This window comes from Acinetobacter sp. CAU_H_29a_1 (assembly GCF_058599505.1).
This window is the reverse complement of record NZ_CM178655.1, coordinates 2,423,979-2,450,440: the sequence shown is the minus strand read 5'-3', so window position 1 is coordinate 2,450,440 and position 26,462 is coordinate 2,423,979. Positions and strand designations below refer to the sequence as shown.

At 41.7% G+C, this 26,462-nt stretch carries 21 protein-coding genes and 1 pseudogene; 11 read left to right on the top strand and 11 right to left on the bottom strand.

The window, feature by feature from the left end; translation table 11 throughout:
- Positions 1 to 149 precede the first annotated feature (149 nt).
- Positions 150 to 788 (top strand): Fe-S biogenesis protein NfuA, encoded by a 639-nt coding sequence (gene nfuA, locus AC4MDD_RS12210; RefSeq protein WP_004981041.1) that lies wholly within the window; start codon positions 150 to 152, stop codon positions 786 to 788.
- A 173-nt stretch (positions 789 to 961) separates the two neighbouring features.
- Positions 962 to 3,018 (top strand): annotated as a pseudogene (locus AC4MDD_RS12205) (TonB-dependent receptor domain-containing protein).
- A gap of 54 nt (positions 3,019 to 3,072) precedes the next feature.
- Here AC4MDD_RS12205 and AC4MDD_RS12200 read toward each other — a convergent pair.
- Entirely contained in the window at positions 3,073 to 4,074 is a 1,002-nt protein-coding gene (locus tag AC4MDD_RS12200; RefSeq protein ID WP_491881720.1) for a hypothetical protein, read from the bottom strand.
- A 15-nt stretch (positions 4,075 to 4,089) separates the two neighbouring features.
- On the bottom strand, positions 4,090 to 5,121 hold the full coding sequence (locus tag AC4MDD_RS12195) for an alpha/beta fold hydrolase (protein WP_491881719.1): 1,032 nt from the start codon (positions 5,119 to 5,121) through the stop codon (positions 4,090 to 4,092).
- 310 nt (positions 5,122 to 5,431) lie between these two features.
- On the opposite strand from AC4MDD_RS12195, the gene AC4MDD_RS12190 reads away from it, so the two are divergent.
- Complete coding sequence (locus tag AC4MDD_RS12190; RefSeq protein WP_004981036.1) at positions 5,432 to 6,046, top strand: carbonic anhydrase; 615 nt, start codon at positions 5,432 to 5,434, stop codon at positions 6,044 to 6,046.
- Positions 6,047 to 6,076: 30 nt separating this feature from the next.
- Here the strand turns inward: AC4MDD_RS12190 and AC4MDD_RS12185 are convergent, their stop codons facing one another.
- Positions 6,077 to 6,718: an arylesterase gene (locus AC4MDD_RS12185; protein WP_126035831.1), complete on the bottom strand. Its 642-nt coding sequence runs from the start codon at positions 6,716 to 6,718 to the stop codon at positions 6,077 to 6,079.
- Positions 6,719 to 6,729: 11 nt separating this feature from the next.
- On the opposite strand from AC4MDD_RS12185, the gene AC4MDD_RS12180 reads away from it, so the two are divergent.
- Both AC4MDD_RS12180 and AC4MDD_RS12175 read left to right on the top strand, forming a co-directional pair.
- Positions 6,730 to 7,458, top strand: a complete 729-nt coding sequence (locus AC4MDD_RS12180; RefSeq protein WP_491881718.1) for an ABC transporter ATP-binding protein — start codon at positions 6,730 to 6,732, stop codon at positions 7,456 to 7,458.
- Between the two features lie 2 nt (positions 7,459 to 7,460).
- Positions 7,461 to 9,950 (top strand): ABC transporter permease, encoded by a 2,490-nt coding sequence (locus tag AC4MDD_RS12175; RefSeq protein ID WP_491881717.1) that lies wholly within the window; start codon positions 7,461 to 7,463, stop codon positions 9,948 to 9,950.
- A 30-nt stretch (positions 9,951 to 9,980) separates the two neighbouring features.
- On the opposite strand, the gene AC4MDD_RS12170 is transcribed toward AC4MDD_RS12175, so the two are convergent.
- Positions 9,981 to 10,796: a rhomboid family intramembrane serine protease gene (locus tag AC4MDD_RS12170; RefSeq protein ID WP_491881716.1), complete on the bottom strand. Its 816-nt coding sequence runs from the start codon at positions 10,794 to 10,796 to the stop codon at positions 9,981 to 9,983.
- Between the two features lie 77 nt (positions 10,797 to 10,873).
- Here AC4MDD_RS12170 and mtgA point away from each other — a divergent pair, with 77 nt between their 5' ends.
- Both mtgA and ppk1 read left to right on the top strand, forming a co-directional pair.
- The gene (gene mtgA / locus AC4MDD_RS12165; RefSeq protein ID WP_004694386.1) at positions 10,874 to 11,548 is read left to right on the top strand and encodes a monofunctional biosynthetic peptidoglycan transglycosylase; all 675 of its coding nucleotides are present in this window, start codon (positions 10,874 to 10,876) and stop codon (positions 11,546 to 11,548) included.
- A 110-nt stretch (positions 11,549 to 11,658) separates the two neighbouring features.
- Positions 11,659 to 13,743 (top strand): polyphosphate kinase 1, encoded by a 2,085-nt coding sequence (ppk1, locus tag AC4MDD_RS12160; protein ID WP_004694385.1) that lies wholly within the window; start codon positions 11,659 to 11,661, stop codon positions 13,741 to 13,743.
- A gap of 88 nt (positions 13,744 to 13,831) precedes the next feature.
- Here the strand turns inward: ppk1 and oxyR are convergent, their stop codons facing one another.
- The 4 genes from oxyR to rubA all read right to left on the bottom strand — a co-directional run bounded on the left by oxyR (position 13,832) and on the right by rubA (position 17,155).
- Positions 13,832 to 14,734, bottom strand: coding sequence for a LysR family transcriptional regulator OxyR (gene oxyR / locus AC4MDD_RS12155; protein ID WP_004694384.1), 903 nt, complete (start codon positions 14,732 to 14,734; stop codon positions 13,832 to 13,834).
- 13 nt (positions 14,735 to 14,747) lie between these two features.
- On the bottom strand, positions 14,748 to 15,686 hold the full coding sequence (locus tag AC4MDD_RS12150; protein WP_004694383.1) for an alpha/beta fold hydrolase: 939 nt from the start codon (positions 15,684 to 15,686) through the stop codon (positions 14,748 to 14,750).
- A gap of 57 nt (positions 15,687 to 15,743) precedes the next feature.
- The gene (locus AC4MDD_RS12145) at positions 15,744 to 16,922 is read right to left on the bottom strand and encodes an NAD(P)/FAD-dependent oxidoreductase (RefSeq protein WP_004694382.1); all 1,179 of its coding nucleotides are present in this window, start codon (positions 16,920 to 16,922) and stop codon (positions 15,744 to 15,746) included.
- Positions 16,923 to 16,990: 68 nt separating this feature from the next.
- Positions 16,991 to 17,155: a rubredoxin RubA gene (gene rubA, locus AC4MDD_RS12140; RefSeq protein WP_004694381.1), complete on the bottom strand. Its 165-nt coding sequence runs from the start codon at positions 17,153 to 17,155 to the stop codon at positions 16,991 to 16,993.
- Positions 17,156 to 17,670: 515 nt separating this feature from the next.
- On the opposite strand from rubA, the gene AC4MDD_RS12135 reads away from it, so the two are divergent.
- Entirely contained in the window at positions 17,671 to 18,213 is a 543-nt protein-coding gene (locus AC4MDD_RS12135; RefSeq protein WP_058869209.1) for an adenine phosphoribosyltransferase, read from the top strand.
- Positions 18,214 to 18,249: 36 nt separating this feature from the next.
- On the opposite strand, the gene AC4MDD_RS12130 is transcribed toward AC4MDD_RS12135, so the two are convergent.
- Entirely contained in the window at positions 18,250 to 18,756 is a 507-nt protein-coding gene (locus AC4MDD_RS12130) for a YqiA/YcfP family alpha/beta fold hydrolase (RefSeq protein ID WP_114837258.1), read from the bottom strand.
- A 277-nt stretch (positions 18,757 to 19,033) separates the two neighbouring features.
- Between AC4MDD_RS12130 and lysS the strand changes: the two genes are divergently transcribed.
- On the top strand, positions 19,034 to 20,560 hold the full coding sequence (gene lysS, locus AC4MDD_RS12125) for a lysine--tRNA ligase (protein WP_491881715.1): 1,527 nt from the start codon (positions 19,034 to 19,036) through the stop codon (positions 20,558 to 20,560).
- Between the two features lie 44 nt (positions 20,561 to 20,604).
- Here lysS and AC4MDD_RS12120 read toward each other — a convergent pair whose 3' ends face one another.
- Both AC4MDD_RS12120 and AC4MDD_RS12115 read right to left on the bottom strand, forming a co-directional pair.
- The gene (locus tag AC4MDD_RS12120) at positions 20,605 to 21,939 is read right to left on the bottom strand and encodes an IS4 family transposase (protein WP_201953753.1); all 1,335 of its coding nucleotides are present in this window, start codon (positions 21,937 to 21,939) and stop codon (positions 20,605 to 20,607) included.
- A 152-nt stretch (positions 21,940 to 22,091) separates the two neighbouring features.
- Positions 22,092 to 23,257, bottom strand: a protein-coding gene (locus AC4MDD_RS12115; RefSeq protein WP_491881714.1) for an IS3-like element ISAba22 family transposase whose coding sequence is annotated in 2 segments (ribosomal slippage) — positions 22,092 to 22,999 and positions 22,999 to 23,257 — 1,167 coding nt in all. Because the reading frame shifts where the segments join, the coding sequence is not laid out codon by codon here.
- A gap of 506 nt (positions 23,258 to 23,763) precedes the next feature.
- Here AC4MDD_RS12115 and cysD point away from each other — a divergent pair.
- Positions 23,764 to 24,678 (top strand): sulfate adenylyltransferase subunit CysD, encoded by a 915-nt coding sequence (cysD, locus tag AC4MDD_RS12110; protein ID WP_004694369.1) that lies wholly within the window; start codon positions 23,764 to 23,766, stop codon positions 24,676 to 24,678.
- Positions 24,679 to 24,844: 166 nt separating this feature from the next.
- Positions 24,845 to 26,461: a sulfate adenylyltransferase subunit CysN gene (gene cysN / locus AC4MDD_RS12105; protein ID WP_491881713.1), complete on the top strand. Its 1,617-nt coding sequence runs from the start codon at positions 24,845 to 24,847 to the stop codon at positions 26,459 to 26,461.
- The last annotated feature ends 1 nt before the right edge of the window (position 26,462 follow it).

The following is a 26,462-nucleotide window of genomic DNA, read 5'->3' as shown; positions in this document are numbered from 1 at the left end:
TCTGCATATAACTATCTTGTGGTCATAATGCCATTAAATTGAGCGAAAAGATGAACTTTCACAATAAATCCGACAATTTTGGTTGATTTTTTTTAATTACCCCGCATCTTCAGTTAAAATAGCAACTTCAGCTTGAGGAAATGATTGTTATGTCGACTGAGAACAGCAGCACTGCAGTTGCAGAGGAAATTCCAAACTTATTGATTACTCCGACTGCACAAGAGTATTTACGTGATTTATTAGAAAAACAAAATACACCGGGCATTGCTGTACGTGTATTTGTTGAAAATCCGGGTACACCACGTGCTGAATGTTGTATGGCATATAGCGCGCCTGAAGAAGTGATCCCAACCGATTACCGTCAAGATTATCCAGACTTTCCTGCGTATATCGATACACCGTCTATTCCATATCTATTAGATGCGGTGATTGATTACAACAAAGACCGTTTTGGTGGGCAGTTGACATTCCGTGCGCCAAATTCGAAAGTACCACGCGTCGGTCCTGATGCATCGATTGAAGAGCGTATTACTTATATTCTTCAGTCTGAAATTAACCCTGGTCTAGCAGGACATGGTGGTAACTGTGCATTGGTTGAAGTTGTTGAAGATGAAGAGCATGGTTTAACGGCTGTACTGAAATTCGGTGGTGGTTGCCAAGGTTGTTCAGCAATTGATGTCACCTTGAAACAGGGTGTTGAAACGACTCTGCAACAACACATTCCTGAGTTACGTCGTGTTATCGACCAGACGGATCATACGCAGGCAGAAGGCGCGTACTTCAAATAATTTTAAACCATTTTGATAAATAACCTCCTTAAATTAGGAGGTTATATTTTATCTAAAGCTAAAATGTAATTGAGAATAATTATTAATATTAATTGAAATATGTTTACCATTTGTTAAAATGCCCTACGAAATTTATACAATTTCTCCTTTTTTTGTATTTGGGTGTATGCGTTATGGGTAAAAATCTAACGAGATCAACTTTGGCTTTAGCGGTTGTAGGAGCAATGAGTTCATTTGCGATGGCAAATGAAACAATTGAAACCACGAAAGAGAAAGAAACAACACAATTACAGACGATTGTTGTTACTGCAGCAGGGTACGAGCAGGATGTTACACGGGCACCAGCCAGTATGACCGTAATTACAAAGGAAGAGCTCGAAAAACGACAATATAGTGATATTACTGATGTACTACGAAACACACCCGGAGTTGTAATTTCTGGAGCGGGTTCAGCTCAGACTGTAAGTATTCGTGGAATGGGGTCAAACTACACTTTATTTTTGGTAAATGGGAAACGCCAATACTCTAAAGATGTAAACCCAAATGGTGATGATAGTGGTTTTGAAAAAAATATTTTACCCCCAATGGCTGCTATTGAGCGAATTGAAGTAATCCGTGGCCCTGCATCTACATTGTATGGAACAGATGCTATGGGGGGGTTATTAATATCATTACGAAAAAAGTCAGTGATGAGTGGTCTGGAACGGTTGAATTAGGCACTGTTTTACAGGATCAAGGAAATTCTGGTGATATTAAAAATGGGACAATCTATTTGGCAGGCCCATTAATTGAAAATAAATTAGGTATGCAGTTGGGTGTAAACAAAAGTCAACGTAATGAAGATAGTTATATTGGTGGTTTTCGTGGTACAGAAGTAGAAAGTTTAAATTCTCGGTTTACATATTTAATTAACGATACACATGATCTTGAGTTAGAGGCAAACTTTACTAAACAGGAGTCAGAATCTACAGCTGGGAAAACAATTCTAAGTACAGGAACCGATTCTTATGGACGGAATTACAGAGACGTATTTAGCTTGACTCATAATGGTCATTATAGCGACTTATTAAGCAGTAGCTCATATATTCAATATGAGAATTCAAAAAACCCAGACCGTGTAAACAGCTCGACAGGTTTAAGTGGTATTGAGTTGGAAACTTGGCTTGCTAATTCACAATGGAATTTACAGTTAAGTAACCATAATTTAATTTCTGGTTTATATTTTAAAAATGAATCGCTTGTTGACCGTGCAACAAACCAAAATGCGGATTTGCCTATAGCTGAGTTGGAGCGTTGGGGATTTGCTATTTTTGCAGAGGATACATGGTCGATAACAGATCAGTTTAATTTAACTACTGGCTTACGGTATGACCATGATGAAAATTATGCTGGAAACTTCTCTCCACGTTTATATGGTGTCTACAATCCAACAGATGCATGGACATTTAAAGGCGGGGTCTCTACTGGCTACAAGCAACCTGACTTAAAGCAATCATCAAGCGATGTACACTCTGTAACAGGTAAGGGTAGTGCCTTCATTATGGGTAATGATAATTTAAAACCTGAAAAATCAGTAAGCTATGAATTTGGAACAGCATGGCAAGGGGATAAGTCTAAAACATCATTAACTGTATTCCATACTCAATATAAAGATAAAATTACAGAAGTTCGTGATTGTTCTTCACCAAATGGTAGTAACAGTAATTCAGCAACTTGGACATGTGCTGACCCATTTGGTCGTATAGACTCGACAACAGGTAACATTCGCTTATGGAACTTTATTAGCTCAAGAATTAATGTTGATGAGGCTATAATGCAAGGTCTAGAAGCGACATTTGATACAGAACTTGCCGACGGTGTGAATTTAAGTACAAACTATACTTATACAGAAACTGAGCAGAAATCAGGCGCTCTAAAAGGTGAGCCTTTGAATCAAATGCCAAAACATATGTTTAATGCGACGGTAGATTTTGATATTAATGAAACATTAGATGTTTGGACGCGTTTGCACTACAGAAGTGAAACATCCGCATATTTAGGTCGTGCCAGTATGTCTGAGCCTACACCAGCATATCAATTTTTAGATGTTGGTTTTAACTATAAATTTACACCAAGCTTGAAAGGAAAATTTGGTGTCTATAATATTCTGGATGAAAAAGCTGAAGATGCTGATGGTGAACAAGTTCTAGACGGGCGTCGTTATGGCGTAAGTTTCTCTGCAAGCTTTTAATTTATAGAAATTGGCTTAAATAAAAAGACCCGTTCAAGTAACGGGTCTGTCTCTTTAAAGCTTTAAAATCGCTTGTGCTTGGTCAGAATAATAAAACTGTTCTAAATAATAGCGTGCTCGATCACGTAAGTAATGTGATCGGATGAGCTCTTGAATAATAGGATTCAACAAATTTTGAAGTTCATTTTGAATTAAAGCTTCGTCTATATTTAAGTCGCGTAGTAGTAAATCAAAAGGACGTTCTTGGTTGCGAATGTACCAAGCGTAAACACCATCATGCACCTGTTGCTGCAGATAGTCTGTTTGACGCATATGCTCCCAAATTTCGTGCCCCATAGTGACAGTTTGAGGCAAGTCCTGTACTTCAATATAATTTTTCAAAACTGATAAAGGCATATCTTTGATTTTGTGCCAGAGGTTGGCTTGAAAGTGATATAGCTTTTCATCATTAAAGTTTTGATTTAACACTTGTTCACTCATTTGACTGAGTTTTAAGATGTTCTTTTGTAAATAATGCCCAATAGTGTCATTTAGGTTTGAGTCTGTGACGGTTTCCAGTACGGACTTGCCCATTTTCATAAAACTAGAAACACCCGGCACACCTTTAGTCATCACAGAGTTGTTCAAATAGTCTTGAATCGAGTGTTGAATCAGCTGGGTAATCATGGCTGAAAAAGCTGGGTTATTTACCACAGTTTTAATCAGGCGTTGACGGTGCCCACTTTTACTCGCGACATACTGCGCAATTTTGTCGATGGTAAGTACAGGAATCACATCGGCAATTTTTGTTGTTTCATTGATGGGGTGAATCAAAGCAAACTTGATGTGCTCAGCAATTTGTGAAATCAGATGATCGGTTGCAGGTGTGGCTAGGATTTGTTTTTGCAAAAGTGCATTGATGCCTTCAAAGCTCCACAGTTGCTGCAAAGTTTGTTTTCTAAAGCAGTGATAAAATAGGGTGAATTCATTTTGTACTGTACTTGCTTGCGAAAACTCATGATCTAAAAAATTAAGATGAGCTTCAATGAGCTGCTCAATCATCGGGTGTTTCTGCATACGTACTCAACAAAATTAATTTAGTGGAATCAGTTTATCAGCCAATGGATTTTTTAACTTTTGTGTTTTTGCAAGAAAAGGCAGGTAGTGCTGTGCAACTGCTTGTTCTGCCTCCAAAAGTGGCATATGACCAACATTGTTAAGGATGACAGGAGCTTCAGCACGTTTCAATAAAGATTTGAGCTCATTCGCCACTTCGACATTAATAATTTTGTCCTGCTTACCCCACAAAATGAGGGTGGGTGCTTCAATATTTCGGGTCACTCGAGCAAAGGAGTCAGTGGTATAAATTCGGTTCAAGGTCACCAATTGATCAATCACTTTACTGTTTTTTTCAGCCTGAGTAATTAACTGTTTTTCTTGGGCGCGTTTTAAATAATAGGGCATTTTGATTGGGGTTTGCATGACACGTTGCATCACATCATCTAAATCGCCCGGCTTGCTTACAATCAAGTGCTTTAAATATTGAGGGTCTTTGGCATAGTTGGTGTTGGCATTCTTATAAATGCCTGCACTGTTTAATAAAAACAAACTTTGCGTGTCAAAAGGGTATTGCGCGGCATATAGGGTTGCAATAGAACCACCGATAGAATGTCCTGCAACATTCAGCTTATCTTGTATATGAATGGCTTCAATAAAACGACGGAGTCGCTCTGTGACATTTGGCATAGAGAGATCAAAATCATCAGGGACTTTGGTGTCGCCGTTGGTTGGAAGGTCAGGGATAACCACGTGGTAATAAGGCGTTAGAAACTGTGCTACACGGTTCCAATTGTCTCGATTTCCAGCAAAACCATGAATCAGCAAAATCGTTGGCTTATCAACGGCACCGCCTTCGTTATAGCTCCAAACGATATCATCCACTTTAAGTGTTTTGGTTTTTAAGCCGGCGGTGACGCGTTCTTGTAGAAGGTAGCTTTGTAAACTGAGTTTGTCTTTGATGATGGTATTTTCGACCGCATGGCTGGCGAAAGGAAATGACAAAGCTAAGGCGAATAGACCGGCCTTTAAACTTTGTTTCAAGACGGATTTTGAGCGCATCATCATGGTTCATCCTTAAACGGAGATGAATGAAAAAACTGACCGAATAAGATAAAAATGCTCTGATTTTGAATGGTTTTTATGTTTATTTACAGGTCTGTTTGATTCTAATAGCTTTCATGCAAATGTCATTAATTATTTATTTGAAAGGATATACTGCATTTGGATAAAGTGTGAACTGCATAACGATTTGTTTGAGATAAAATGCAAATTTAAAATTAAGCAAAAAAAGAAGTCGCTATGTTTTTTGCAAGTGACAATCAATTTCGCTGGGATTAAACTAGTCCAACTTAATAACAACCGAGTGGGAAAGGGAATGCTAACAGCTCAAGAAGCTTTAAGCCGTCTAAAACAAGGTAACCAACGTTTTGTAGCGGGTGAGACAACCCACCATAAGCAATTGTCTCACCAAGCACGAGCAGAGATGGCGGAAGACCAAAATCCATTTGCGATTGTACTGGGATGTTCTGATTCTCGTGTGCCTGCAGAAATGGTCTTTGACCAAGGTTTGGGTGATCTGTTTGTTATTCGTGTTGCAGGAAATGTGGTTGCACCTTCGCAAGTTGGCAGTGTTGAGTTTGCGGCTGAGCGTTATGACTGTGCGGTCGTTGTGGTTCTTGGTCATAGTCACTGTGGTGCGATTCAAGCCACCATTGACACTTTGATGAACCCAGATAGCCCACCGTCTGCAAACTTGATGTCGATTGTAAACCGTGTCCGTCCTTCAGTTGAAACCTTGATGCAAACTGAACTGAAACATGATTTATGCAAACTGTCTAAACACGCGGTGCGTTCAAATGTATTTGCCTCTGTAAATCAGTTACGTCATGGCTCAGCTGTGCTTGAAAGTTTAATTGCCAAAGGCAAGTTACAAGTGGTTGGCGCTGAGTACTCACTTGAAAGTGGTGAAGTGGTTTTTTTTGACTTCTGATCAGCGGATATGATCAGAATAAAAGGCGCTTTATAAAGCGCCTTTTATATAGGGATAAGCCAAATTTAATAAAATAGGCTGTGCTTTGCCATTTGGATGGACCAAATCTTTTTGCATCAAGCTTTTATTTCCCGCTACACCTTCCAAGAAGAAGGGCAGCAATTTCACTTTGTATTGTTGACTAACCACTTTGTAATTATTTTCAAATGCCTTGCTATAGGCTGTGCCATAGTTTGGTGGCATTTTCATTCCCAAGACAACCACAGTTGCATTGGCTTTTTGACTCTGTTGAATCAGTTGCACTAAATTTTTTTGAATCATCTGAGGTGGTTGACCACGCAGCCCATCATTCCCGCCAAGCTCAATCACCACCACATTTGGCTTATGCGTTTGCAACAGTTTGGGTAAACGAGCCAAAGCGCCACTGGTGGTTTCACCACTCACACTGGCATTGACCACTTTGTGTTGTTTCGGATACTGTTGGTCTAACCGTTTTTGCAGTAAATTTACCCATGCTTGCTGTGGTTCTATGCCATAACCTGCACTAATGCTATCTCCTAAAACCATCACGGTTTTTGCAAAAACCCAAGTGGGGCTTAGGCACAGTGCAAGCAAAACCAAGTATGAACTGATACGTTTTTTAAATTTGCGATTTTGCACGAATATTTGCATATAGGGATGTTATGACCCAAGTTCACAGTGATGTAAGCATCATGCCACAAGTGATTATTTCTGCCCAGCAACTGACACAAAAGATTAAACTTCCGCAAAAAGAACTGACCATTTTCTCAGATTTGAGTCTCAGCATATCAGCAGGTGAACAAGTCGCAATTACAGGACGTTCAGGTTCAGGAAAGTCTACCTTACTGGGTATTTTGGCGACTTTAGATCAGGCTAGCGGTGGTGAGTTAATCGTTTGTGGTGAAAGTATTTCCAAGCTCAATGAAGAACAGCGTGCACAGGTGCGTTTAAAGCATATTGGCTTTGTGTTTCAATCCTTTCAACTGCTGCCACACCTGACTGCTGTTGAAAATGTGATGCTGCCGTTACGGCTTCATGCATCATTTAACTTCGCTGAAGCTGAGCAACGCGCTTTGAGTTTATTGCAAAAGGTTGGATTAGAGCGACAGGCCACCCAAACACCGAAGGTACTTTCGGGCGGGGAGCAGCAGCGCGTTGCAATTGCTCGTGCGCTGATTGCTGAGCCAAAAATTATCTTTGCCGATGAGCCAACAGGAAACTTAGACAGTCAAACTGCGAGAGAAATTGAGCAGCTATTATTTCAATTGAACCGTGAGTTGGGTACGACCCTGATTTTAGTGACGCATGACCATACGCTTGCAGAACAGTGCCAGCGTCATTTTGAATTACTCGATGGTCAGTTGATCGAACATACTCGATCGGGAGGATGAAAATGAATTCTCTATTTCAGCCCTTACTGAAGCAAAGTTTTAAAAGTAGCGGTGTGTATTTATTGATTATTGCGTTGATTCTCACGATCAGTGCAACGACCGCGCTGAAGTTTAGTAATGAGCAAATTCAAAATGCTGTAGCTCTGCAAGCCGCTGAGATGCTAGCAGGGGACTTGGTTTTAACGGACAGTCAAAAACTCGACCCGAAATGGAAAGCACAAGCGACAGCTCTTGATTTAAAACAATCCGAAGTGACGGTCTTTAGTTCGATGGCATATACCGATGATCAGTTTGTTATGGTCAATGTTAAAGCCATCGATCAAGCCTTCCCTCTGCGCGGAGAGTTACGTATTCAGCCTGCGGCGAAGCATATTGCTTCGGGTGAAGTGTGGTTGAGTCAACGTGCTATGGATTTGCTACGGGTTAAACTGGGCGATCAACTCAATATTGCAGATGGTACTTTTAAGGTGACAGGCTTGATTGAGCATGACTCCAATCAAGAGTTAGGCTTTTCTGGGTTCTCGCCAACGGTGATTATTTCTGAAGCAGATATTGCCAAGACCAATGCCATACAAGTTGGTAGTCGTATTGACTATCGCCTACTGATGGCAGGTACGGCACAAAATTCTCAGCAGTTTGAAGCAAATTTTAAGAAGCAAAATGTATCTTCTGAAGATGCCGGTGCGGCAGCTCAAAGTCCTAATGCGGAAGGACCACAAAACAGCTTACGCTTACGCAATGCCAGTGAGGGTAATACCCGCTTAATGAAACCAATTGCAAATTTGGACACTTTTTTGCAGTTAGCTAATATTTTAACGATTTTGCTGTGTGGAATTGCGATTGCTTTGACCAGTCAGCGCTTTGTACAACAAAACCAAGATCACATTGCGCTATTGCGTTGTATGGGGGCTGCGAAGTCACAAATTCTTTGGGCTTACCTTAGCTTGTTGGGTGTGGTGTTCTTGCTTGCTATGCTGGTCGGGAGTGTCGTGGGGGTAGGGCTGGGTTATGGCTTGTTACAGTTGATGTTACAACTGATTCCACACTTAAGTATTGCGTTTTCAGCGTGGGATATGCTGCTCGGGCCGATTCCGATTGCTATGTTGACCAGTGCCGTAGTGCTTCTGGGGTTTGTCTTACCAAGTTTTTGGGAGCTTTTGAATACGCCACCGATTCGTGTCATTCGCAGTCAAGAAAAATCAGTTTCGTCTATGTTTTGGATATTGCTCGCAGGAACGGCAAGTCTAGTGCTGTTTAGTATCGTTCTGACTGAAAACATGGTACTGACAGCCATGGTGATTGGTGCGATTATTATTCTGTGTGCAGTGCTATACAGTGTGGTTTGGCTGAGTTTGAAATTTATCCGTGGCTTGAAAAATACGGTTTCAGCCTATGTCCGTACGCCTTACCAGACTGCGTTTCAGATTACCGCTTTGGCTTTGGGACTTAGTTTAATTACGGTCTTAGCCGTATTACGAACCGATTTGTTAGAGCGTTGGCAGCAGCAAATTCCTGCGGGAACCCCAAATCAGTTTGTATATGGTTTACCGCCTTTTGACATGCCTAAGTTAAAAGCACAAATTGAGCAGAATCACTGGAACAGTACACCGCTCTATCCTAATATTCGAGGCAGGCTGATTGCCAAAAATGGACAGCCTTTTGCTGCGGATTTGGTGAAGCAAAATAATTCCTTACGCCGCGAATTAAATTTAACCCAAGCAGACCGTTATCCTAAAGACAATGTAATTGTCTCTGGAGTATCAAACCTGACAGCAAAAGGACAAGTTTCGGTAGAAGCCAATACCGCAACAGAGCTTGGGATAAAAGTGGGGGATCAACTGACCTTTAGCTTACCTGAGGGTGTCATTCACGCCAAAGTGGCGAACTTACGAACTGTAGAATGGGAAAGTTTTAGCCCAAACTTCTTCTTTATTTTTGCGCCACAGACCATGGATGAAAATGCGGGCAGTTATTTGGGCAGTTTCTATGTTCCTGAGTCAGACAAAGCGAAATTGGTCAGCATTATTCAGCAATTTTCCAACACCGTATTTATTGATGTCAGTTTAATTTTAGATGAAATTAAGCGCATCGTGACGGTGCTGGTGCAGATTGTCACGATCCTTGCAGTTTTAGTGAGTATTTCAGGTATTCTGGTTTTAATTGCTTGTCTGAACTTACTTATGGATGAGCGTAAACGTGAAGTGGCGTTATTACGTTCATTTGGTGGTTCCAAGCAAAAACTCAGAAACATGCTCAGTCTAGAAATTGGCTTTATTGGTTTTATGGCAGGTGTGGTTTCTTGTTTGTTTGCCGAAGCGATAAGTGCGGTAGCATGTTATCGCATGGGATTAGCTATTCAGCCGCACTGGGAAATCTGGCTCATTTTACCACTGTTTATGAGCTTACTCTGTGCGCTGATTGGGCGTTATCGCTTAAGTTATCTCAGTGATATTCCGCCTTTACAAAGTTTGAGAGAGATTAATCAATCGTGATTGATCTCTTAACATGTTAAGCGTTGAATTTTAGAAATTGAGCTGTTGACGCATCATCATTAACACTTCTGACCATAAGGGTTGAATATAGACCACAAGGTTTTGGCAGTGTAAGTAAAACCAATACGAACCGCAGGCTGCCAAAACAAGGCTCAGCGGCATAATCCAACGCTGTTGTGTCTTTTGGGAGAGATACCAAAGTGCCGCCAAAACAGCACCCATCAACATGCCGCCAATATGTGCGGCATTGTTAATCCCTGAAATCATAAAGCCCATGGCTAAGTTGATTCCCATCACGATGAGCAAAGTCTTTTTATCTAAAATAAAACGTTGCCGTGGGAGCATCGGCAGTAGCGATAGAACCGTCAGCGCTGCACCCAGTCCCATGACGGCACCTGAAGCCCCTGCACCGACACGCGGCAAGAGTTCAGGGTTTGCTAAACCCACACGAATCAGTTCATAACTGTCTTGAATGGCGATATAACCACTGAGCAAGCTACCCATGAGACCAGCAAGAACATATAGCGCAACAAAATAGACACGTCCAAACATTTGCTCCAGCACACTGCCAAAAATATACAGCGCCCACATGTTCAACATGAGGTGAACCAAGCCAAAATGAAAGAACATACTGCTCAATAAACGCATCGGCTCAGCCAAGAAGGTAAGTGGTGCATAGTCTGCTCCCCAGCGTATGGCATCAGCTGTACTTGGATTGCTGACATCCATGCCATGCAGAATTTGCCAAAAAAACAACCCAACATTCACGGCAATAATGACGGCGGTAATCCACCATAAATGTACGTCAAATTTTGTTTTGATTTGCGGAGATGTAAGCTCGGTCATGCTATTCTTGCTAAAATTTTGCTATATTTGCCCAAGCTTAGCATGAATAAAAATGATTTTTGGAGTAAGCCACTGGCATGAAAGCTTTTATTGTTCGTAGTTTGTTAGTCGTTGTCAGCTTCGTGCTTTTGGTACAGTTGTGGATTTTTGCAAGTCTTGCGTGGTGGCGTTACAAGCCAGTGGAAACCACCATGTTTATGCGGATTGATTATTGGTCTGAGCCATCTAAGCCTATTCAACACGAATGGCGTGATTATGACGAGATCAGTGAGTACATGAAAAAAGCCATTGTTGCGGCTGAAGATGGCAAATTTATGCAACATCATGGTTTTGACTGGGATGGCATTCAAGCGGCGCTTGAGCGTAATAATGACACGGGCAAAGTAGTTGCCGGCGGTTCAACAATTTCTCAGCAATTGGCCAAAAACTTATTTTTATATAACAAGCGTTCATTCATTCGTAAAGGTCAGGAAGCTGTTGCAACTTGGATGATGGAACGGATGTGGAGCAAAGAACGCATCTTAGAGGTTTATCTGAACTCGGTGGAGTTTGGTGATAATATCTATGGCGTGGAAGCTGCAACCCAACACTACTTTGGTAAAAGTTCACGTAGCTTAAGCCGAGAGCAGGCGGTCTTTTTAGCGGCCATTTTACCCAATCCGAAATACTACCAAGACCATCAAAATGACCGTAAGTTGCAAAACCGTGAGCGCATGATTCGAAAGTATATGCGCTATAGCGATATCCCTTAATTTGATTGATGTGAAAAAGCCCAAATTTATGGGCTTTTTTTTATGAAATTGTCACAAAATTGAAGCATACTTATCATGATAAAACGCATTCAAATAATCAAAGGTTAGCTATGAATACGGCAGCAAGCACATCTCCGATACTACAACCTGAATACGCGTATAACGATCGCTATATTAACCGTGAGTTATCGATATTAGATTTCCATTTACGTGTATTGGAACAAGCCGTAGATCCTTTACATCCGCTGTTAGAACGGATGAATTTCTTACTGATTTTTTCACGTAACTTAGATGAGTTCTTTGAAATTCGTGTTGCAGGCGTCATGGAACAGTTGGATCTGGGTAATGAAAGTCGTAGCCCCGATGGCTTAACCCCACGCCAAGTCCTCGACCAAATTTCGCAAACTGCACATGCTGCAATTGAACGTCAGTATCGTATTCTCAATGATGAAATTCTGCCGAAACTACGTGAGGAAGACATTTGCTTCTTACGCCGTGGGGAACTGACGCCTGCACAGTCTTCATGGGTGAAGAAATATTTCCAAGAACAGGTTGCACCTGTCTTAACACCGATTAGCCTTGACCCTGCGCACCCATTTCCGCGTTTAGTGAATAAAAGTCTCAACTTTATTGTGACTTTGGAAGGGAAAGACGCATTTGGTCGTCAGATTGATTTGGCCGTTGTTCCTGCACCACGTTCATTGCCACGTGTGGTTCGTCTACCGGATGAACTCACAGGTGGAAAAGAGCATCATGTGATGCTTTCAGCTATCATCCATGAGCATGTTTCTGACTTGTTCCCAGGGATGACAGCAACAGGCTGTTATCAGTTCCGTGTCACACGGAATGCTGATTTGGCGCTCAACGAAGATGTTGAAGACTTAGCCAAAGCACTGAAAGGTGAGTTAAGTTCACGTCGTTTTGGACGAGCAGTACGTTTGGAAGTTACACAAAACTGTCCAGAACATATTTATAACTACTTGCTAGATGAATTTGATCTGCATCAGGAGCAGTTGTATAAAGTCGAAGGACCTGTGAACTTGGCGCGTTTATTGTCCAATTTTAAACGTCCACATCTACGGTATGACGCACATATTCCTGTTATTCCTAAAGTGTTGAAAAAGTCGGAAAGCATGTTCTCTGCAATGCAGAAGCAGGATATTTTACTACATCATCCGTTTGAGTCTTTCGCACCTGTGATTAACTTGTTGCGTGAAGCTGCACGTGACCCACAAGTGTTGGCGATTAAGCAAACCCTCTATCGCAGTGGTGCAGACTCTGAAATTGTACAAGTCCTAGCAGAAGCGGCGCGTAATGGTAAAGAAGTTACCGCGGTGATTGAGCTGCGTGCGCGTTTTGATGAAGAGTCAAATATCGAAGTGGCAAATGTGCTACAAGAAGCGGGTGCTGTGGTTGTTTACGGCATTGTGGGCTATAAAACTCATGCCAAAATGATTCTTGTGGTACGCCGTGAAAATAATAAACTCGTTCGTTATGTGCACTTGGGAACGGGTAACTACCATGCGGGTAATGCACGTATTTATACCGACTATGGTTTGCTTACGACCGATAAAGAGTTGTGTGAAGATGTACACCGTATTTTCCAAGAATTGACAGGCATGGGGAAAATGGCGAAGCTGAAAAAGCTACTTCATGCGCCATTTACGCTCCATGCTCAACTGATCCACTTTATTGATGATGAAATTGCCAATGCGAAAGCAGGTAAGAAAGCGCAGATTATTGTGAAAGTGAATGCACTAACCGAAGTGCAACTAATCAATAAGCTGTATGAGGCATCACAAGCAGGTGTACAAATTGATCTCATTATTCGTTCAATTTGTTGTCTACGCCCGGGCTTGCCAGGGCTTTCGGAAAACATTCGTGTACGTTCGATCGTGGGGCGCTTCTTAGAACATACGCGTGTTTTCTATTTTAGTAATAATGGCGATGCGCGTATTTATGGTTCGAGCGCCGACTGGATGGATCGAAATCTATTTAATCGTGTTGAGGCATGTTTCCCAATTGAAGATCCAGCTTTGAAAAAACGTATTTATCAGCAAGGGTTGTTGACCTATTTGCAAGATAATCAACAAGCTTGGTTACTACAGGGTGATGGAACTTGGCTTCGTGCGACGCTAGCTGAAGGCGAAACCGAGCATAATGCACAGCGTTATTTGCTAGATGTGATTAAATAACTTTAGGGATTGTGCTTGAGTCTACTAAAGATTTAGGCACAAAAAAAAGGAGTCATGTTTGACTCCTTTTTTATGCACAAAAATAAGCTTAGTGCAGATCTTGAGTAATTTTTTTCAGGATTTGTAATAGCACATCAAATTCGCTTTGTAGTGGGGTGCTTTTACGTGTCACCAAAGCCAAGATACGGCTTGGAGCAGCTTCAATTTGTTTGACCATCAAATCTGGATTCGCTTTAATCATATTGGTATGAATTGCGATTTCAGGTAATAAGGTAAAACCAAGATTAGCCGATACCATTTCCACAAGGGTGGGTAAAGAACTCGCTTTTAAACGATGATCGTTTTTACGCTCACCAATTGGGCAGGCACTTAGCGTATGGTCACGTAAGCAGTGGCCTTCTTCAAGCAACATTAAGCGTGAAAGGTCTAAGTCATCCAGCGATTTGGCTTGGCTTGCGATATCTGATTTATTGCAGACCAAAAACAAACTTTCTTTTGCGACTTCAGCAACTTTTAAGCCACGTGTATCAAAAGGTAGAGCCAAAACGACCATGTCTAAATTGCCATGTTCGAGTTTTTCTACAATTTTCTCACTTTGCGCTTCGTGTAAATGTAGTTGAATTTTAGGGAGTTGCTTATGCACTTCATCTAACAATTGCGCCAGAATAAATGGCGCAATGGTTGGAATAACACCTAGATGTAAATCACCAGTTAAAGGCTCGCTCATTTCTCGGCTTAAACGCATCAGGTCTTGAGCATCTGCCAGTAGAACACGAGCACGAGCAACGACTTGCTCGCCTAGAGGAGTTAAGCGCACATTTTGGCGATCACGCTCTACAAGTACGCCACCGAGTAGGCGTTCAAGCTCCATAATCCCGCCCGATAAAGTCGATTGGGTTACAAATGAACGGCGTGCAGCTTCAGTAAAATGCAGCGTTTCTGACAGTGTAACGAGATATGACAGCTGTCTTAAGGATGGTAATGCAGCCATAGTGTCCTAATGATTATGATTTAAAGTGTTGTGCAAATAATTCGCTAAGATTTGGAATGAAGTGCGGTGGGATATCATGCCCCATTCCATCAATTAATTCAAATTTAGCGCCCATAATTGCCTTTGCAACGGCCTTTCCGTGACTAGGCGGGAGTAAACGGTCTCGCGAACCGTGTACCACAAGGGTCGGTTGTTGAATCTGTTTGTCCAGTTGCAATAAAGAACCTGTACATAATATTGCTAAAAACTGCTGAAGTACACCCGCAGGGTAATAACTTCGGCGATATAATTTGCGAGAAGTCTGAATTGACTCGATTGGATTGTGATAATCAGGCGAGCCAATGATCTTAAACACTTTCAAAGAGTGGCTTACAATTCCTTCTTCATCAGTCGATTCAGGTCGACCAATTAGACTAAAGAGTTGCTTTGGAAAAGGCGGCGGCAGTAAAGGTTGGTTGTTACTGGTGAACATTAGGCCGAGCTTTTTGACCTTCTGTGGATGACGCGCTGCTAGAATTTGCCCAATCATACCACCCATGGATGCACCAATCACATAACTTTCATCTAAACCTAAACGGTCTAAAAGCAGTGCCACATCGTCAGCCATGTCGTATAAGTCATAAGGTGCACCACGGTTATCTAAACCTAAAGCAAAACGCCCCATCAGTTTGAGGGTGTTTAAGCGTGGACCTTGATGTTTAATTTTTGAAGATAAACCAATATCGCGGTTATCAAAACGAATGATACGAAACCCTTGATCAATCAGAGATTTACAGAAGAAATCAGGCCAAAATAAGAGCTGTGCTCCTAAACCCATGATCAAAACAATGGTCGGATGATGGTCTTCGCCACCGATTTCGACATGGAGTTCAATACCATTGCCTAAGTCGACTTTGGTTTCGCGCATGAAAGAGGTATAGGGTGAAAGATTATATTGGAGTGCGCTATTCATTATTGTAATCCTCACATAAAGGACATCTATTGTTATAAATGTCCTTTTATTTAAACTCTAAACCTGTGCTGGAATCAAGTCTGGAACCAGTTTTGTTAATGCTAAACGTTGTTTCGCTGCGGTTGCACCGAGCAGTACGAAGCCGCGAAGTGTACCTTGACTGTCTAGGGCTTTGGCAATCATGCCATCGTCTAATTCCTCAGTTTCCCAGTTCACCTCTGCATCGATTGGCGCAGGCAAAACAGTGAGCGGCGCAGCGGGTGTTTTAACTGCTACAGGCATAGCAGGGTAATGCACCGCAGTGGTCTCACCATTTAAGGTTTTGGCTAAAGCGCGTGCTTGTTGCATGATTGGCATCACATAAGGCAGCAAGAGTCCGCTCACTTCAGCACAATCTCCTACAGCATAGATATGCGGTTGATTGGTCTCAAGCTGTGCGTTGGTCAAAATGCCACGACTGGTTTGAATATCTGCTTCTTTTGCCAGAGAAATGCTCGGTTGTAAGCCAATCGCAGATAACACTACATCTGCAACCAAAGACTGACCATTGGCCAAGGTCACAACATAGTCGCCATTTTCAATTTTAGACACTTTTTCAACTGTAGTGCCAAGGACAAAATGAATACCCGTTGCTTCAAGGTTTTCTTTAAAGGCACTTGAAACATGCGCTGGCAACAAACGGCCCAAAGGCTGGTTTGCCAAGTCGATGACGGTAGCTTGATGGCCTGTATGTTGTAAATCATTGGCAAATTCGCAGCCGATGAGACCAGCACCTAAAATGACTACACGTTTGTCTGCACGCTTTTCAAGTTCTGCACGGAAGGTTTTATAGTCGTCTAGATTGTTTACAACTTGAATGTCATTGCTTCCATCACCTGCAATGGCTAAGCGAATTGGATTTGCACCTACTGCTAAAACCAATTGAGAGTAGGGCTGTGTAGATTCAGTGCCATCTTTAACAAGAGTTAACTGCTGTTGTTCAGCATGAATTTCTTTTACCCAAGTATGCGTAGCAATCTGCATTTTCAGTTGTGTTGCCATTTTCTCTGCATCACCCAAAGCAATTTGTTCAGGCGCTTTGTTGGCAACAAAGGCATTCGACAACGTTGGTTTGGCATAATTAGTCGCATCATCTGCACATAGCATGAGCAGCTCTTGTTCAGGGTTCAGCTTGCGAAATTCACGTGCTACAGCATAGCCTGCCATACCTGAGCCAATGATGACGATGGGATGCATAAGGTTCTCCAGAGATTATTTTAAAGACGTAAAAAAAGACCATGCAGCATGGTCTTTAACACTATGAATTAGATTTCAACCATTTCAAAATCGATTTTTGACACGCCACAATCTGGGCAAGTCCAATCGTCAGGGATATCATCCCATTTCGTTCCCGCTACGATGCCATCTTGTGGCCAACCTTCTGCTTCGTCATAAATCCATCCACAAACGATGCATTGATACTTCTTCATTTGACTCTCCAAAACGCTGAACAAGAAAGGGTTCAGCAAAATAATCCATTACGCAAGCTGCTATTCATCTGAGTGGTTAGCATGCTTCGCTAACCTAAATTTTTACGCAGTTCTAATACGAATGTAAAGTAAATATCGGAGTTTAATGATTGAATCTATCTGCTAAAAGCGATGATCAGGACAAAACGTATCATTTAAAACCAGATCGTGTTTTGCGAATGTGTGAAGGTTATAGATGATTACATCTAAAAAAGATGTGTTTTTTCAATCAACTCGTCTTTTAAAATCCTTAAAAATATAGACTATGGTCGTGATGCAAATGTGGAATTGAATTGCTATTTTAATATTGAGTACATCTATACCTAATATTTATCAAATAAATGATTTAATTGAAAACAATAACTTACATAAATATTTTGGTTGTTCAGTCGGCTGCATAGCCAGTGCTTGACTGTTTTTTTAATAGATAAAGCTGTAAAATTCATCTATTCCTTTTCAAATTTTATTGATCTCCTATGAACAACTTGTCTACAACGTTGTGGTCGCACATTCGTACGGTCCAAGATTTTCCAAAACCTGGGATTTGCTTCTTCGATTTAACGCCATTGTTTATGAGCAATATTGAGCCTTTAACCGACGCGTTAATTGCAAGTATTCCTGCTGAGCAGTTGGCGGAAGTAGACAGTTTTGTTGCTGTAGAAGCGCGTGGCTTTGTGCTTGCGAGCTTATTGGCACAGCGTTTAGGTAAAGGTTTATTGTTGGTGCGTAAAGCGGGCAAGCTGCCACCACCAGTGGTGGGCGTGGGTTATAGTTTGGAATATGGTTTAGACCGCTTAGAAATGGCAGCCAATACGCCATCGCAAAAAGTGATTATTGTAGATGACGTTTTAGCGACAGGCGGTACATTAAAAGCCGTTAAACAGTTGGTGGCAAAATGTAATCATGAAGTGCTCGGTGCCAGTATTTTTCTTGATTTGCCTGATTTGCATGCTGACTTAGGTTTAAAGATTTGGTCAGTGTTAGATGACAAATCAAAACCAGAATCTGTTGCTGCATAAGCACATTAAAAAGCCTTGGTACATCCAAGGCTTTTTTTATTTATATAAATATTGTTGTTCTAGATGTTCAATCAGTTGATTAATATTTTCTGGTTTAAGTAGTCGGTGGTGTCCACCTTCAACTGCTTGAATCAACATATAATTTTCTAAAACTTCCTGTGCTGCATACATATCAATTAATTCATCTCCCAGCTCCAAGTAGGCCACTTGCGGTACATTGTGGTCTAAGTCAGTCTCATCAATACTGGGGTAATCATCACGAAAGTCAGGGGCTAAGCGTGGGTTAGCAATTACACACGGAATTTGATGTAGCAGCGACATTTTTAATGCCCAATATGCACCAATACAATGCCCAACAATAATCTCAGGTTTTATTTTTTCAATAATATCGTCGTAGAAACTGGCTACGGTAGAAAAATTGAGATAGCGATAATCGATATCGATACAAAATTTCTGCTTTGCATCAATGGCATGGAACTTAGTGGACTCGCGAGAGGAGTCTAATCCATGCAAAAACAAAATTTTAGATTCGCATCTGCTCATGATTTATCATTCAATTAAAAAACTAAATTATTTTATGAGTGGAGAAAAGTTTACTTTTCCACGATTTATAATGTCCATTGTAGATGGATTAACCGTGAAATGAAGTTAGCTTTTGGTCTAAGAAATAGGCAGACCTTTTATAGGGTGGACGTCTAAGCTCTGAAATAAACAAGATGTATACTTTTTTATATACCGCGTGGTTTTTGATGATGCTCATTCGTCTGGAATTCTGCTATGCTATGCAACTTCCGTTTTTTAATACATATACGAGGCAGAGATGACGCAACAAAACGCTCAATCGACTTCTGAACAAGCCATTTCCGAAAACGATTTAATTGCACAGCGTCATGCCAAGTTAAAGCAGATTGAAGATCAAGCCAAACAAGCGGGCACTAGCCCATGGCCAAACACCTTTAAACGTGAACATTATGCGCAAGACTTACAAGATCAATTTGCAGACAAAAGCAAAGAAGAAATTGAAGCAGCAGAGCATGTTTATGTGTCTGTAGCGGGCCGTGTGATGTTGAACCGCGGTTCATTCATCGTGATCCAAGATATGACGGGTCGTATCCAGTTATATGTAGCGCGTAAAGAGTTAGCACCAGAAACCCTAGAAACCATTAAGAGCTTAGATCTTGGCGATATTATCGCGGTGAAAGGTTATATTGGTCGTTCAGGTAAGGGTGACCTTTATGTACATATTGAACACTTTGAGCTTTTAACCAAGTCGCTTCGTCCACTTCCAGATAAATTCCATGGTCTAAACGATACTGAAGTTAAATATCGTAAGCGTTATCTTGACCTGATTGTGAACGAAGAAACACGTAAGACTTTTGAAATCCGTGCCAAAGTAGTTTCAGGCATTCGTGCGTTCTTAACTGAACAGCGCTTCATGGAAGTAGAAACACCTATGATGCATGTGATTCCAGGTGGAGCGTCAGCGCGTCCTTTTGAAACACATCATAATGCTTTGGATATGCCACTTTTCTTACGTATTGCACCTGAGCTTTACTTGAAACGTTTGGTTGTTGGTGGTTTTGAGCGTGTGTTTGAAATTAACCGTAACTTCCGTAACGAAGGTGTTTCGACGCGTCATAACCCAGAATTCACTATGATTGAATTCTATCAAGCTTATGCAGACTATAAAGACTTGATGGAACTTACCGAAAATATGCTTGAGCGTTTAGCGCTGGACATTTTGGGTTCAACTGATGTGCCTTATGGTGAAGAAGTTTATAGCTTCAAAGGTCCATTCAAGAAAATTTCGATGTTTGATGCCATTCTTGCACACAACCCACAGTTCACGCCTGAAAATGTCAATGACCGTGAATTCTTGGCAAAATTTGTGCAAGAAGAGCTGAAAGAGCAGGTAAAACTAGGTTTTGGTCTGGGCAAACTTCAAACCATCGTATTTGAAGAAACTGTTGAAACTCAGCTACGTCAACCGACTTTTATTACAGAATATCCAGCTGAAACATCGCCATTGGCACGTCGTAATGATCATAACCCACACATTACTGACCGTTTTGAGTTCTTTATTGGTGGTCGCGAGCTTGCGAATGGTTTCTCAGAGTTGAATGACCCGATTGACCAAGCTGAACGTTTCCAAGCTCAGGTTTCAGAAAAAGACGCAGGTGATGACGAAGCAATGCACTACGATGCAGACTTTGTTGAAGCACTTGAGTATGGTTTACCGCCGACAGCGGGTGAGGGTATCGGTATTGACCGTTTAGTCATGTTATTCGCTAATGCAGCAAGTATTCGTGATGTGATTCTGTTCCCACACATGCGTCATAAAAACTAAGTTTGATATGAACATAAAAGCCCGCATTCATTGCGCAATGCTGTTCACTTAAGAGGAGCAGCATTTCGATCTACTGGATAACGGGTTTTTGACATCTTAACCGTTCGGGGTGTTGTTGCCCTCGAACGCCTTTCCAGAAACAGGCTACCTATCCCTGATCTCAGCTCCGATAGCCGCCTGCCAGTTCTTGATAATGGGTTGGCATTCGCCATCACGATCAGCTGAACGGCTATGTACTGGCATACAGGCTTGAAACGGATATCCGAAGGTGAACGCCCAAAGGCTACCGCTGCAAATGCCGCTTCTCGCCGGATAATATTGTAGGTCAGCAATAGACCCCACAGCTCTTGATAAACCAGCTCTACTGTCTTGCTGCGAAGCGTGATGGCATTATGCTGCATCGAGCTTTTGATATCCCGAAAACCTAATTCGATTTCCCAGCGTTCTTGATAGAGTCTAGCGATATCCTTTGCAGGATACTGATCGGCCGGCAGCGAGGTCAGAACCGTCTTTATTCGTCCCTTATCCACAGCATAACTGACTTGCCTGACTTCCCAGTATTCGGGGAGCATCGGGTTGTTCTTTCTTGCTTGGGGTGATACTTTCATCCGTACCCGCACGTCATCTTCTGCATACGTCTCGATCACCTCACTTTTCAGATTTTTGCGTTCCGGAATCAACCAGTGACGACCTTGACCCTGCATCGAGAGTGAAAGCAATAAGTCCGCACTCCAAAAACCCTTGTCAAACAAGGTGATCGAATGATCGGGAATCTGGCTGAGAAACTTCGACGCCAGAGGAATCTCCCCCCGGCGATAGGGACTGATCTGCGCATCGACTAATATATGCGAGCGCACATTCATCAGTGCGACGAGCCGTAGCATCGGAAATGGCGTCTGGCGCTGCGTGGAAGTATTCCCTGAGCCAAAATGCTCACGAAGATCATTTGTATCTTGGGTTCGCAAGAGTGCACCGTCGACAGCAAAGACCTGAAGCCCCTGCCATTGATCATCTGGGTAACGCTCATGTCCCCAGTGCTGACCTGTCTGGCGAAACAGCCACTCCACAGGATCTGCACCCAAACGCTTACGTGCTTCAGTTACCCCGCTGCGTGCCAACAGGTCAAGAGAGGCCAGTCCTTGAGCGCAAATATTTAGTCTTCTTGCCACTTCATGGACAGGCTCATCACGAAAAATCGCCATTCCGAGAACCAGCCAAAGAACCTGATCTGCGGGCAAGCGTCGCCTGCGGATAGTAGCCGAACTGCTCAATTTAAGTGCAGATTCAACCCACTCAATGGGGATATTATGAGTAAATGTATTCAGATCCGAGAAGTTAAACAGACTGTTGAGGTCGAGAAGATCCTGCTGAAACACCATAAAAAATCCAATGCCAAACCCGACATCGGATTCTCTAACAAACTCCGCCACGCTTCAATTGCTTAAGTGAACAGCATTGCGCATTCATTGCGGGTTTTTTATATTTTATGTGATATACGCTGAATTATCAGGAGACTTTCCCTTGGGAGATTCTAGGCAGCCAACTTATAAAAGTCTTCGGCCATTTGATTTGGTGTCTTAAAACCCAAACCCTTTTGAATTCTTCGATGATTATAAAATAACTCAATGTATTTTATAATATCTGCTTTGGCTTCTTCTCTGGTTTGATAGTTATAATGATGCACTAACTCATTTTTCAGTATTCCCCAAAAGCTTTCAATCGGTGCATTATCGTAACAGTCTCCGCGCTTGCTCATTGAACCTTGAAAACCATATTGCTCAAGTATATTTCGATATTCATGGCTGCAATATTGACTTCCTCTGTCTGAATGCACAATCAGTTCTTTGGTTGGTTTTTGATTGTGAATAGCCATATTTAGCGCATTACAAACAAGCCGTGCTGTCATGCGCTCATTTAAGCTATAGCCAACCACTTGCTTCGTGTAAAGGTCTTTTACCGCTGCTAAATACAGCCATCCTTCAACAGTCCATATGTACGTAATATCACTTGACCATGCTTGATTTGGTCTAGTCATTGAGAATTGTTGCTCCAGCAGGTTTTCATAGATCGCTCGATTATGGTCACTATTCGTAGTCCTTTTAAAACGCTTGTGTCGCTTACAATACAGGTGGTTCAGCGCTTTTATCTGACGTACAGCGTACATACTCATTTTTATACCCTGAGCTTGTAAGTATTTGGTTAATCGAATATAACCATAGCTCTGCCTTGTCTCCTCATGGGCTATTTTCACCAATATCGTCTGTTGATTTCGTTGAATCGTTCTTTTGCTCACGCCTCTCTTGAGCCAATCATAAAAACATGAAACTGAAACATGAAGTAATCGAGCCATTAAGGTAATTGGAAAAGAATATCTTTTTTGTTTCATATAGGCGTACCTTACTGACTTTCTTTGGCAAAGTACGCTGCTGCCTTTTTTAAAAATTCACGTTCCATTTCAGCTATTTTGAGCTGTTGTTTGAGTTTTTTATTTTCTTCGAGTAGAGCGTTTAGATCAGGTGAATACTGTTTTGTACCTGCTAAAGTTCCAGCCTTTGCTTTGGTATTCCAATTTGAAAGAGTTTGCATTGAAATGCTAAGTTGTCTGGCTGTTTCCGAGACATTGCCTTGATTGGCTTCAATTAATTTGATGGCTTCAGCTTTAAATTCTGTGGTGTAAGTCTTGTGTTTCTTGCTCATGGTAAACTCCTGATGAGTGTGTTTAGTTTACCAAGTTAAAACCTCCTGTTTTTTCAGCACACATCAATGGATTAATCTCAAAGTAATTGGCATCCAAACTTTTTGTCTATAATGTTGATATATAAAACGAACAAGCTGGTCTGCATCTAGTGTTATTCTTAGTTTCTAGGTTGCGAGTTTGGTGAGTCACATACATAGAACCTAAATGAAACCGACTTTAGGTATTTGTAGATGTATTACCTAGCATAAACATAGATGAAAACTCGAAGCATGGAAGGGTGAACAGGCTTAGTGCTTTGAATGAAGTGGATGTAATATTTGAGTTTATTTGGGGATATCTAATTGTTGAATAAAACTTATAGGGCTTATCAATTTTGTTTTATATGAGGTTTTTGCATATAAATATAATAAAACAAGCAATAGTGTGTATAACTAAATCTTTATAATGAATATATATATTTTTAAAAGTGTAATAAGTACACGATTTTTGTGAGTTGGTGCTGTCAATGTCATTAAATGAGGAAAGACTTACTCATCTTAAACAGCTTGAAGCTGAGAGTATTCATATTATCCGCGAAGTAGCTGCTGAGTTTGAAAACCCAGTGATGCTTTATTCTATTGGTAAGGATTCAGCAGTGATGCTGCATCTGGCGCTTAAAGCGTTCTATCCTGCCAAGCTTCCATTTCCGCTTCTGCATGTAGATACGGGCTGGAAATTTAAAGACATGATTGCTTTCCGCGACAACATGGCAAAAACCCATGGTTTTGATTTGATCGTACATCAAAACAAAGAAGGGAAAGATGCGGGCATTAACCCGTTTGACCATGGTAGCTCAAAGTATACCGACATCATGAAAACTCAAGGCTTAAAACAAGCACTTGATAAATACGGTTTTGATGCGGCATTTGGTGGTGCGCGTCGTGATGAAGAAAAATCACGTGCGAAAGAACGTGTCTATTCATTCCGTGACTCGAAACACCGTTGGGACCCAAAAAACCAACGTCCTGAACTTTGGAATCTTTACAACGGTAAAGTGAACAAAGGTGAAAGTATTCGTGTATTCCCACTATCAAACTGGACTGAGCTTGATATTTGGCAATACATCTACTTGGAAAGCATTCCATTGGTTCCACTTTATTTAGCTGCAGAACGTCCTGTGGTTGAGCGTAGTGGCACCCTGATTATGGTTGATGATGAACGTATGCCTTTAAAAGAAGGCGAAGTTCCACAAATGAAATCGGTACGTTTCCGTACTCTTGGTTGTTACCCACTTACGGGTGCAGTTGAGTCAACGGCAAATACCTTACCTGAAATTATCCAAGAAATGTTGCTTGCAACCAGCTCAGAACGTCAAGGTCGTATGATTGACCATGATGAGGCGGGCTCGATGGAAAAGAAAAAGCAAGAAGGTTATTTCTAACTGTTGATAAATCTCTCCCCTTGCGCAGCAGTGCTGCTCATCTTTTTCTAAGAGAGGAGAAAAGCCCTTCTTTTGTAAAGGGGAAAGTCTCCCTTAACAAAGGGAGATTTAGAGGGATTAAAGAGATTAAAAACCGATTTCTAAAGAATATGTGGAGTTTTGAGCAATGTCTCATCAATCAGAACTGATTAGCCAAGATATCTTGGGCTATCTAAAACAACATGAAAATAAAGACTTATTGCGTTTTCTGACTTGCGGTAACGTCGATGATGGTAAGTCAACTTTAATTGGTCGTTTGCTTTACGATTCAAAATTGATTTATGAAGATCAATTGCAAGCAGTAACTCGTGACTCTAAAAAAGTCGGTACGACAGGCGATGCACCTGACTTGGCACTCCTTGTCGATGGTCTACAAGCTGAACGTGAACAAGGCATTACCATTGATGTGGCTTATCGTTATTTCTCAACTGAAAAACGTAAATTCATCATTGCCGACACGCCAGGACATGAGCAATACACGCGTAACATGGCGACTGGTGCGTCAACCTGTGATCTTGCGATTATCTTGATTGATGCGCGCTATGGTGTACAAACTCAGACGCGTCGCCATACTTATATTGCAAGCTTACTTGGCATTAAGAACATTATTGTTGCGATTAACAAAATGGACTTAGTTGAATTTTCTGAAGCACGCTTCAATGAAATTCAGACGGAGTATGCAGGTTTTGTCGCGCAATTGGGTGACCGTAAGCCAAACAACATTATCTTTACGCCTATTTCAGCATTGAATGGTGATAACGTTGTCAATAAATCACCAAATACGCCATGGTATACAGGCGAAACGTTGATGGGTACGCTTGAGTCTGTGGAAATTAACCGCAGTTCAGTGACCAACGATTTCCGTTTCCCTGTGCAATACGTGAACCGTCCAAACCTCGACTTCCGTGGTTTCTGCGGTACGGTTGCGTTGGGTGATGTATCGGTAGGTGACAGAATAGTGGCTTTACCATCTGGTAAGTCGTCGACGGTTAAAGAAATCGTTACTTATGATGGTAATTTAGAGCGTGCCGTTGCAGGTCAAGCCGTAACGCTGACGCTGAATGACGAAATTGATATTTCGCGTGGTAACGTACTTGTGCGTGCGGATCAAGCTGCGCCAGAAATTTCACGTTCGGTCAATGCCACTGTGGTTTGGATGGCAGATCAACCGCTGGTGATTGGTAAGTTGTATAACTTAAAAGTGGGCACGCAAACTGTTCCTGCAAAAGTGACTGCAATTAACTACCGTACCAATGTCAATACATTGGAAAAGGTACAAGTCGATAGCCTTGAGCTGAATGCCATTGCTAATGTTACCGTTGAGTTTGATGCGCCTGTCGTCTTTGATCGCTACCAAGACAGTCGTTATACAGGTTCATTTATCTTCATCGACCGTTTAAATAACGTGACGATTGGTGCGGGTATGGTGGAGGAGTCTATGGAATGGTCTGCTCATAGCAACCCTGTCACAGCGGAAGACCGTGCTGCACGTTTAGGTCAAAAACCTGCTGCGGTAACTGTATCTGTGAAAGCACTTGAAAATGCACAAGTACTTGAAAACTTGTTAATTCAACAAGGTGTGGTTGCGATTGCGAAAGCAGGTCTAACTGCTGATCAGGTTGCACTAGTACGTGAAACAGGTGTGGTTGTGGTGACTGACCTTGTCGACGGTACAGATGTCGCATTCACTCAAGATGCGGTTGAAGAGCTGGCTGATAAAATTGTTGAATTGGTTCGTCTATAAG